Source organism: Streptococcus sp. 27098_8_73 (assembly GCF_041432495.1).
In the GTDB taxonomy this organism is placed as follows: Bacteria; Bacillota; Bacilli; order Lactobacillales; family Streptococcaceae; genus Streptococcus.
The window spans coordinates 156,853-167,397 of sequence record NZ_JAPVZT010000005.1; the positions used below are offsets into that span (position 1 = coordinate 156,853).

A 10,545-nucleotide genomic window follows, 5' to 3' on the forward strand; every position below is an offset into this window, starting at 1 on the left:
CATTTCTAGCTATAAGTTCATTTTGGGTTGCCCCATCTTCTTTTTAGACTGTTTCAGTATACCATATTTCACCGCATTTTTGAATAGAAAAAAGACTTCCAAAGCTGTTTTTCAGCAGGAAATCTTTCTTTCATCTTACAATTCTGTCCGATTTTCAATCGCTCGGAGCAGGGTCACTTCGTCTGCATATTCGATATCAGCGCCGACAGCCAGTCCACGGGCCAATCGAGTCACCTTGATACCCGCAGGCTTGAGCACGCGAGAAATATACATAGAAGTTGCTTCTCCGTCAGCCGTTGCATTGGTGGCCACAATCACTTCCATCACTTGGCTGTCCATCAAGCGAGTCAGGAGACTCTTGAGATTGATATCATCTGGTCCTACACCGTTCATGGGGGAGATGAGGCCGTGAAGGACATGATAAAGGCCGTGGTATTCTTGGATATTTTCCATAGCAGACACATCGCGGCTATCCTCAACGATCAGAATCACAGTCTGATCGCGCGTTTGATCCGTACAGATAGCACAAGGATCATCGTCCGTCAGATTGCCACAGATAGAGCAGTAAGTCAGCTCACGCTTGGCAGCTAGTAGATTTTTGGCAAATTCATTGACATCATCGTCACTCATCCCGATGGTATAAAAGGCCAGACGAGTAGCTGTCTTGATGCCGATCCCCGGCAGTTTGGAAAAGCTATCAATCAATTTAGCTATAGGAGTTGGATAAAGCATAATAGTAATCGTTGAGCAGCAAAATCTTGATCTGATTCTACTGCCTTTCCTTTCTAATTCATAGGGTGCTGTTGATTATAAAGGTTGATAATATCACGGGTAATACTGTGGCTGACCGTTGAGGAAAGGTCAGTATTGTGCGGAAATACCACGGCCACAGCTATTTTAGGATTATCGCTTGGTGCATAGGATACAACATTGGTGTTGATAGCAGATGTACCACCGTTGACAAAGGTTTCAGCAGTACCTGTTTTGGCACTGATCGAAACCATAGCGCCCTGCGCAATCGTCCGTCCAGTTGTAAAGCCACTCCATCCATTGACCACCTGATAGAAACCTTGTTTTATCAGAGCCATATTTTCCTCAGAAATATTGACCTGATTTAATTCTTTTGTTTCCTTCTTTTCAATCAAGTCTCCCAGTCCACCTTGGTCGTTGTTGGCGTAAATGCCTTCAACCAGATGCGGAGCTACCCGTTTGCCGTTATTGGCTACCGTCGACGCATATTGAGCCAACTGAAGTGGTGTGTAGTTATCAAACTGACCAAAAGCATCCGTAATATAATTGCTGACTGTGAAGTTTTTGGGAATGTAGCCTGTTGATTCTGTCGGTAAATCAATCCCTGTTTCAGCCCCCAGACCATATTCTGCAAAAGTCGAACGGAGTTTTTTCATCGAAGCATCGACATTGTTGGTTCCTAAGGCCATATTTGGGCTATACGGAGTCCCAAGCATATTTAGGGCTACCTGAATCATATAGGTATTAGACGAATATTCCAGAGCCTCCACCGCTGTAATAGAGCGTGAGCCATAGGCCGTAAACCAAGAATTGATGGGAGCAGAACCCGCGAAAAGAATCGGCTGATCGACCAAGGATTGATTTCCTGAAATGGCTCCGTACTGCCAACCAGCGGTTAAGGTAGCCGCCTTGACGACAGAACCAGGAACAAAGACATTTGTAATGGTACCCAGCGCATCCGCCGAGATTTCGCCTGTTTCCAGATCATGCTTGACACCAGCCAGGGCCAAGATTGACCCCGTATTGGGATCCATAGCCACGGCATAGACACCTTCTGAATAGGTAGCATTGCCTTTGGCTAACTCCATATTAAAGGCATTTCTGAGAATATCCTCGACTCCCTGCTGGAAAGTCAGATCCACAGTCAGCTTCAAATTGTTCCCTTTGCTGCCTTCGGAAATGGTCTCGACGCTCTCCATATTGCCATTTTTGTCCAGCCGAATTTCTTTTTCCGCTCGTTTTCCTTGCAAAACAGACTCATACTCTTTTTCCAGATAAGAAATTCCCACTCGGTCATTCAGAGAATAGCCCTTCTTGACATAGTCGTCTGCTTCCTCAGCTGGCAGACCTGTTTTTTCGGTCGAAATTTGACCAACAATCGAAGCCAGTGATGTTTCCAAGACTTTTCGATTCCAGCTAGTTGAAATACTAATACCCGGAAGCTCTTTGCCGATGGACGCAATCGTAGCGACCTGCTCCGTCGTCAAATCATCCGTCTGAATCGTCCCTGTTGAAAAGTTTGGCACTGCATTCATCTGGCTAAATAGAGCGATAATCCTCTTTTCCTCATCTGTATAGCCTAGCTGGCTTGGATCAATACTCTCCGCCGCTGCCTCATAGATCTTGGCTTCAGGCAAACGATTGCCATCCGTATCAAACTTTTCTTCCTTGGGTAATTTTTCAACCACTTCTCGGTAAACTTTATTATCCGCCAAATAATAATCAACCTCTTGACGTTCGGTCACCTTTAGGTCAGACACGGACACATACTGCAGTAATTTTTGTGCTGTTTCACGGATTTCTTCTGCTGTCAGTTTATTGTCTCGTGTAAAGGTCACCACTTGCTTGGTTGTATTTTCCACCAAGGGCTTGCCTGAAGCGTCATAGATCTGCCCACGAACCGAACTCGATTTAATCTTCGTTTTACTTGCTTTAGCTAATTTATCTGTATAAAATTCTTGATTGACGACCTGCATATAGCCCAGACGAGCGATCAGCACCAAAAATAAGACCCCGACTATACCAAATAGAAGGTAGAGTCGGCCCGTGATAGAATGGCTATCAAATTTTCTCTTAGACATTTCTTCTCTCATCCTCGTAAAAATCTATCTTTTATTTTACCACATTTCCCCAGCAATGAAGCATGGAAATCTAAAAGGATCGAAAAAGAATTTTTCTCCAATAATGATAAAAAGCCCTGCTAGGCAGAGCTTTATCACCAATTATTTTCCAAGATAGTATTCAGAAACTACGTTCAATTTTTCGTCGAATTCGAATACCAATGGTGGGAAGTTAGGGATTTCCACGTCCATGATTTCGTCATCTGACAATTGTTTGATGTGTTTTACAAGGGCACGGATAGAGTTGCCGTGAGCTCCTACGAATACATTTTTACCATCTTTAAGTGCTGGAGCGATTTTATCTTCCCAGAATGGAAGGGCACGTTCCAAAGTCACTTTCAAGTTTTCAGCATCTGGGATTACTGAGTCGTCAAGTGAAGCGTAACGACGGTCAGTGTGAGCTGAGTGCTCATCATCACGGTCCATTGCCGGAGGCAATACATCGTATGAACGACGCCAGATGTGAACTTGCTCATCACCAAATTGCTCAGCTGCTTCAGCCTTGTTTTTACCAGTCAAACCACCGTAGTGACGTTCGTTCAAGCGCCATGATTTTTCAACTGGAACCCAGAGTTGATCAGCAGCTTCAAGCGCCAAGTTTGTTGTTTTGATCGCACGTTTCAAAACTGAAGTATAAGCTTGGTCAAATTCGATACCAGCTTCTTTGATCAATTTACCAGCGTCGATTGCTTGTTGTGTACCTTTTTCAGAAAGATCTACATCAGCCCAACCAGTGAAAAGGTTAGCTTTGTTCCATTCAGACTCACCATGGCGAGCAAAAACCAATTTTACCATTAGATGGATTCTCCTTTTATTTTCCGGGGTTTACCCCGTTTATCTATTCTATTTTACAAAATTTTCTCTCAAAAATCTAGTCTCAGTGAGATATTTGTGAAATTTTCCACTTGCTAAACCTTTTGAGAAAATCAATTCTCACTCAAGACTTCTAGCTAGCCACTTGTCCTTGCTGGGCGCACTCGGGACAAATGCCATAAACGACCATCTGACTCTTAGTGATTTGATAGCCAGTCTGCTCTGCTGCTTCCTGCTGAACGTCTGGCAAATCCAAGTCCATATCCGCAATCCGACCACATTTTTCACAGATGACATTGAGGTGCTGATGCCCCATAAAATCATAATAAGTCGTCGTGTCGTTACGAACCTTGAGCTCAGATACAAAGCCTTCATCAATCAACACTTTTAAGTTGTTATAAACAGTCGCCAGGCTCATATTGGGAAATTCAGGCAAAAGCGCTTGGTAAATCATCTCTGCACTAGGATGGTCATGACTGCTGATGATAAAAGCAATCACGGCCTTTCTCGTCTCTGTGATTCGAACACCTTTCAGCCTCAGATGTTCAATTACTTCCTGGTAATTCTTTTCATATTCTTCATTCATCTTCTCTATACTCCATCCACATTCATTCTAGCTTATTTCCATTATATCATGACAAACATAGATTTTCTATTAAGAATGATTGTAAATAAGGAAAAATATTAATCTGCCTAATAGACCTATTCATTTTAATTAAGTAGATTTTTGCCTCAAAGCACGATATGATAGAGATGTTAACAAATATGTAAGCGCTTAATTTTGATATATCGGTTTTATCGTAAGAAATTCTGTAACCAAACTTCTGCTATTCTATCTGCTGTGCAGAAAAGATGCCGAAGAACATTTGGATACGGCTGGTTTTCTATCACTTTTTAGAAAAAATATATAAATGAGGATATCATTATGAAAAAAACACCAAATCGCTGGTTCATTTTAGCAGCAGCTATCTTAACCAACCTTTCTTTAGGTGCTGGATACGCCTGGTCTGTTTTTCAAAAAGCGCTACTGGAAGCCAATGCTAGCCAAGGATGGGTGCAAGCTCAAACCTCTCTAGCCTTCAGTATCTCTTTTGCAATGGTGCCAATCGGCATGATTATTTTCGGACCTAAAGTCGATTCATTAGGCCCTAAGAAATTTGTCTTTCTAGGAGGCATTCTCTTTGGTGCTGGTATGTTTGCTACAGGATTTGCAACTTCTCTTCCTGTACTCTACTTAACCTACGGGGTTGTCCTTGGTCTCGGTATCGGATCAGCCTATGGCGCTTCAACTTCTGTCGCTACCAAATGGTTCCCTGATAAAAAAGGTCTCGCAGGTGGTTTAACCGCAGCTGGCTTTGGACTTGGACCACTAATCATCGGACCACTTGCCAAAACTCTCATCGCTTCAATGGGCGTTTATTCTACATTTAAAGTTCTGGGGATTGCCCTACTTGTCGTTATCTGCTGCTCTTCTCTTGTCATGGAAAAAGCTCCAGCAGCTGCTCCAGTAGCAGGAAGTTCTGCACCGACAGGCAAAACTCACAAAGAAATGCTACGCGAAGGCAACTTCTGGTTGCTGTGGCTCATCTACATTTTAGGTGCTACTGGTGGTATGATGATTATCGGTTCAGCAGCGTCTATCTCTGACCAATATAAACTAGTTGGAGAAGCAACTCTATTCGTTATGCTGGTTTCTATTGCCAATACTTTTGGACGGATCTTCTGGGGAGCTGTATCGGACAAAATCGGCCGCTACCCTACTGTAATCGCCATGTTTGGCGCTGTCGCTGGTGGCTTAGCACTGACCGCTCTCTTTAAAGGAGAAGGAAGCATCCTTGCAATCTTAGGCGTCATGCTTGTCGCCCTGTCCTTCGGTGGCTTCCTTGGATCTTTCCCAGGTATTACTGCCGAAAATTGGGGCGTGGCAAATGTCGGCACAAACTATGGCTGGATGTTCACAGCCTATGGTGTTGCAGCTATTGCCGGACCACAGTTAGGAGCTCGACTTGCTCAAGCAAACAAGGGAGACTATTCAATGGCCTTCTATATCGTTATTGGTATGGCACTCCTTGGTATCGTCCTACAATTATTCTATATTTCTAAATCAAAGAAAGCTTAAAACTAACACAAACTCTGGGGTGACCCAGAGTTTTTCTTTGACAAAGAATATGTTAGCCAGCAAAAATTGACAAGAGCTCTCCTGACCAACATAAAAGCCGAGACAAACTCAGCTTTTCTTTTTAACGGAACGATTCTAGATCAACGGTCAGCACTTTGCTATCTCGGACCACCTGCTGCCCTGCAATGTAGACATCCTGAACATCGCTGCCTTTGACTGCGTATACTAGGTGCGACAGCATATTTTCCAAAGGATAGAGATGAAGTCGTCCCTTAGGCTGAATGACAATGAAATCGGCTTGCTTGCCCGCTTCCAGACTGCCGATTTTGTCCTCCAAGCCCAACGCCTTTGCTCCTTCAATGGTCAAAGCTTTCAAGGCCTGCTCGATCGTAAACTGGGTTGCATCACCTGCTCGCATTTTCTGAAGGAGGGCTGCTGTCCGACCTTCTTCAAACATATCCAGATTATTATTAGAAGCGACAGAGTCCGTCGCTAAGCCAACGGTCACCCCAGCGGCTAATAAATCCGTCACCGGAGCTACACCAGAAGCCAGCTTGAGGTTGCTGATAGGATTGTGGGCGATGCTGACTGGTGAAGCCGCTAAATCAGCAATCTCTGACGGATTGAGCTCAACTCCGTGAGCAAAAATGGCTGGCTGCTCCAAGTAGCCAAGCTCTTTCAAGAAAGCCAAAGGCCGTTTACCATAGCGCTCCAGGATGATTTTATTTTCTTCCTGAGTCTCTGCCACATGGATATGAAGCTTCAAATCCAGCTCACGAGCTAGCTCAAGACTGCCCTTGAGTAGATCTTCGTCACAGGCATAGGGCGAATGCGGCGCCACCATGACCTGAAAATCTTCATCTTCATAAGCGAGGATTTCCTCAACAATGGCCCGAGTACGTGCCAGAGTCTCTGCTGCTGTTTCAGCTGCTGAGCTAAAGAGGGTTGGTGAGAAATAGCAGCGCATACCAGACTGCCGCACGGTCTCATAGATACGGTCAATATCCACTCCTTGAGGATTATACATATCGTTAAAAGTCGTTGTTCCCGACTGGAGCATTTCAGCCAGAGCCAGTTGGACAGCCTTGGTCGTTAGATTCGCCGTGAACTGACTTTCTGCTGGCCAAATATAGTCCTCTAGCCATTCGTGCAGATTGCTGTCATCACGAATCCCACGCAGCAAGGTCATGGCTGAGTGCGTATGGCAGTTGACCAGCCCTGGCATGATCCAAGCACCCTCATAATCCACTAGCTCGCTGCATTGTTCTAACCAAGCCTTGTCATGGGGACCACAGTAGGCAATGCGTTCATCTTCCACGACCAACAAGCCTTCCCGATAAACATGAAATGCGCTGTCACAGGTCACCAGATTGACATTTATATAAGCTTTCATCCTTGCTCCTTCTCATTTCATTTTAGCTATTATAGCAAGCCTAGTAAACTAGCGCAAGAATTTTCCAAGATTATTTAAAATAAAGATAATCAGGATTAGGAGTCATATAATACAACTCTCCTTTAGAGAAAATCAGATTAATTTTATGTTGCTTATAGCTATATAAAATATAGTCACTCTCCAATTGATAGTCTTGGTTCAAGCTAGCTGCCTGTGCAATATCCGCTGCTGTTACATAGAAAGCTTTTGCCTGCTCTTCTGTCACACGCTGACCTTGATAGAGCTCTTTTATATTTTCTAACTCCTGAGCTTTAAAAGTGTCTTTAATATAGTTTGGATCCTTTATGACGGCCTCTGGCTCGCCAAGCACCTTTTTGACTTGCTCCTCTGTATAGCCTTTGAAATCAGGCGTTTGAGCACTAAATCCTCCCTCAAAAGAACGATAATACACCTTGGCATTACCTGTTGCATAGATCTTGTCTTTATTGGCAGACTGTGCATCTTGAGGCAAGCCATCCGTTACTTCATCTGGCGAACTTGTCGCCTTACTCTCAGAAGCTGGAGCACTAGATGATGAGGTCTGACTGCTCTTTGATTTTTCTTGCTGACTAGAGCCTGTAGCCTTCGTCGATTCTGATTTCTTTGGTATTTTTACCTTTTGGACAGAAGAGGCTTCAGACCTAGGAACTCTTTTCCTTGGATAATAGCAAGCTGTCAAAGCCATGACAGCTGCAAGCATGGTTAAAAAGGTTATTACTTTTTTTAAATACATAGTTACCCCCATTTCTTAGCTACATTATATCATATTTTAAGTTTAGCAGGAGGAGCATCCTGATTTTTGCTGCCTTCTCTAACAAACAAATACTGTATCTTCTAGAAGCTTAGGAAAAATGATTGATGTTATGCCAAAACATAAGAAAAAGCCTACTGTAAAAGCTAGGAAGCTGATACAATAGGCTTTTGATTTTTGTCTTATTTTACAGCGTCTTTAAGAGCTTTACCTGCTTTGAAAGCTGGAACTTTAGAAGCTGCGATTGTGATTTCTTTACCAGTTTGTGGGTTGCGACCTTTACGTGCTGCACGCTCACGAACTTCAAAGTTACCAAAACCGATCAATTGAACTTTTTCACCTTTTGAAAGGTATTCTGTAACTGCTGCAAATACAGCGTCAACTGCTGCTGCTGAATCTTTTTTAGTCAATTCTGTAGCTTCTGCCACTTTTGCGATCAAATCTTGTTTGTTAGCCATTTAACAAATCCTCCAATTTTTTTCTGGGTTAATAACCCTAACAGATATTATCATATCTAAAAAAAGCGTCTAGGTCAAGTCTTAAGCAGACATTTTACAAATAATTTACTCTATTTATAGCGAACTAGAACGGCCCATGCATTTTCTCCAGTGTGCGTTTGGATGATGGAACCTGTTTCTAAGACAGGGATTGGTTTTTCAACAAACTCCTGCAGCTCTTCCTTCATTTGATTGGCAAATTCTGGTCCACCCGCATAGGAAATGCCGATTTCTTCAATTTCCTTCTCTTTCAGAGACTCTTTTAAATCATCCAGCCATTTCTTAAAGGTTTTAGCGCCCCGTCCTTTGACAATAGGAGTCAAGGTATGATTTGTCATCTGCATGACGACACGAATATTTAAAAGCGAGCTAATCAGACCAGTCACACGGCCGATACGACCACCTTTGACCAAGTTTTCTAAGGTTGATACGCCGATATATAGCTCCGTCTTGGCTTTGACTTCCTCAAGTTTTTGTAAAATCTCCTCCAAAGTCGCTCCAGCTTTTGCCATCTTAGCAGCCTCAACGACTTGGAACTTCATGGCTTGGTCCGTGAAAGAACTATCGACAACTGTTACATCAGCCTTGGCTAAGGTAGCACCCTGACGAGCTGCCTCTACAGTGCCAGATAAAGCATGAGACATGTGAATCGAGATAATTTGGACATCTTCCGCTGATAAATCTTCGAAAACCTCTGCAAATACTCCAACTGGTGGCTGGCTGGTCTTGGGCAGATTTTTACTAGACTTCATCAACCGAAGGAATTCTCCCTCCTTCAAATTGGAATCCGAGTAGACTACACCATCAATCATGACTGTCAAAGGAACTATTGTAATATTCAAATCTTTTGCTAGTTCAGGCTCAATCGTAATCGAAGAGTCTGTCACAATTTTAATTTTTGTCATATTTTCCCTACTTTTATCCTGTTATTGACTCTATTATACCAAAAAATCCTAATTTTTGTGAATCAATCTTAGCTTAATCCATAAATCCCAGAAAAACAAGAGCCTTCTAAGTAAAATGCTACTTAGAAGACTCTTAATGATTTGATTAAGTGCTAGCCAAAGTTTATACAAAGAGCTACCCTTTTAAGCCTCATCATCTTTGCGCTTGCGACCAAGAATCATAAATCCTAGGCTCGCAAGAATAGCACTGGTCGTTGCTCCCACTATTGAAACTGGAGAAGTGCTACCTGTATTTGGTAAGGTCGCTTGTTTAGCCTTATCTCCTGCTGGAGTTGGAGCAGCTGGCTTATCATTTGGAACAGGTTTGCTTTCAGGTTTCACTAGCTGATCTGTTTGAGCTTTAGCTGCTGAATCAGTCTCTTGAACCGGCTTCACTTCTGGAGTCACTGGTGGAACAGGACTTGGCTGTGGCTGTGGTTTCGGAACCGGTTGCGGTTGTGGCGCTGGTTCTGGTTGAGGTTCTGGTTTCGGCTGCGGTGCTGGTTCCGGTTGCGGTGCTGGTTCCGGTTGCGGCTGCGGACTAGGAGCTTGCTTGGCTTCAAAGGCCCATTTACCTACGAAGGTCAAGCTTGTTTCCTCTTCCACTTTTTCGTAGCCCAGGAATTTCCAAGTACCATTTGCAGCAGCCACTTCTACAGGCATCGGTGCTTCTGGAACAAAAGCAATCGCTACAGAAGAACTTGTAGTATATGTTCCACTTTGTGGAAGTAAGCTCAATACTTCTGTTGGCAAGTTATTGTCTGCCGTAGCACTTTCGAAGCGGTAAGTCACTTTATAGGTTTCAGTTACCGGTGCAGGCAAAACATTAACTGGTACAGAAACTTCAGTAGAAGAACCATCTGGATAGTCAACACGGACTGTACCGCTATAAGTACCTGGTTTTGTGGTATCTATTTGACCCGCAGGCGTGATATCGACTACCTTAGTCCCAGCTGGAAGGCTTGGCAAGTTCGTCACATTATCAGTCAAGTCTGGTGTTTCTCCAACCTTGATAGTTTCTTCCGTTACTTGAGGCGTATAAGTTTCAGCATTTGTCGGATTCGCCTTGAATTCCCACTTACCTACAAACTCTACATTGGCCTTGTTCACGACTGCATT

General features: G+C 43.5%; 10 protein-coding genes. 1 reads left to right on the forward strand and 9 read right to left on the reverse strand.

Going from position 1 to position 10,545, the window contains the following annotated elements; genetic code table 11:
• Positions 1-135: 135 nt before the first annotated feature.
• The 4 genes from recR to O3651_RS05230 form a co-directional block, all read right to left on the reverse strand.
• Positions 136-732 carry a recombination mediator RecR gene (gene recR, locus O3651_RS05215; protein WP_005589561.1) on the reverse strand — a complete coding sequence of 199 codons (597 nt, stop codon included), beginning with the start codon at positions 730-732 and terminating at the stop codon, positions 136-138.
• Between the two features lie 53 nt (positions 733-785).
• The gene (gene pbp2b / locus O3651_RS05220) at positions 786-2,843 is read right to left on the reverse strand and encodes a penicillin-binding protein PBP2B (RefSeq protein ID WP_371609784.1); all 2,058 of its coding nucleotides are present in this window, start codon (positions 2,841-2,843) and stop codon (positions 786-788) included.
• Between the two features lie 129 nt (positions 2,844-2,972).
• Entirely contained in the window at positions 2,973-3,665 is a 693-nt protein-coding gene (locus O3651_RS05225; protein ID WP_006596758.1) for a phosphoglycerate mutase, read from the reverse strand.
• Between the two features lie 151 nt (positions 3,666-3,816).
• Complete coding sequence (locus O3651_RS05230; RefSeq protein ID WP_285875025.1) at positions 3,817-4,269, reverse strand: peroxide-responsive transcriptional repressor PerR; 453 nt, start codon at positions 4,267-4,269, stop codon at positions 3,817-3,819.
• Between the two features lie 339 nt (positions 4,270-4,608).
• Between O3651_RS05230 and O3651_RS05235 the strand changes: the two genes are divergently transcribed.
• Positions 4,609-5,802: an OFA family MFS transporter gene (locus O3651_RS05235; RefSeq protein ID WP_371609785.1), complete on the forward strand. Its 1,194-nt coding sequence runs from the start codon at positions 4,609-4,611 to the stop codon at positions 5,800-5,802.
• 121 nt (positions 5,803-5,923) lie between these two features.
• On the opposite strand, the gene O3651_RS05240 is transcribed toward O3651_RS05235, so the two are convergent.
• The 5 genes from O3651_RS05240 to O3651_RS05260 form a co-directional block, all read right to left on the reverse strand.
• Complete coding sequence (locus tag O3651_RS05240; RefSeq protein ID WP_371609786.1) at positions 5,924-7,195, reverse strand: TRZ/ATZ family protein; 1,272 nt, start codon at positions 7,193-7,195, stop codon at positions 5,924-5,926.
• A 70-nt stretch (positions 7,196-7,265) separates the two neighbouring features.
• Complete coding sequence (locus tag O3651_RS05245; protein ID WP_371609787.1) at positions 7,266-7,967, reverse strand: DUF4947 domain-containing protein; 702 nt, start codon at positions 7,965-7,967, stop codon at positions 7,266-7,268.
• A 200-nt stretch (positions 7,968-8,167) separates the two neighbouring features.
• The gene (locus O3651_RS05250) at positions 8,168-8,443 is read right to left on the reverse strand and encodes an HU family DNA-binding protein (protein ID WP_005589527.1); all 276 of its coding nucleotides are present in this window, start codon (positions 8,441-8,443) and stop codon (positions 8,168-8,170) included.
• A 110-nt stretch (positions 8,444-8,553) separates the two neighbouring features.
• Complete coding sequence (locus O3651_RS05255) at positions 8,554-9,387, reverse strand: DegV family protein (protein WP_371609788.1); 834 nt, start codon at positions 9,385-9,387, stop codon at positions 8,554-8,556.
• 183 nt (positions 9,388-9,570) lie between these two features.
• A partial coding sequence (locus O3651_RS05260) for a Rib/alpha-like domain-containing protein (RefSeq protein WP_371609789.1) occupies positions 9,571-10,545 on the reverse strand: 975 nt, incomplete at its 5' end.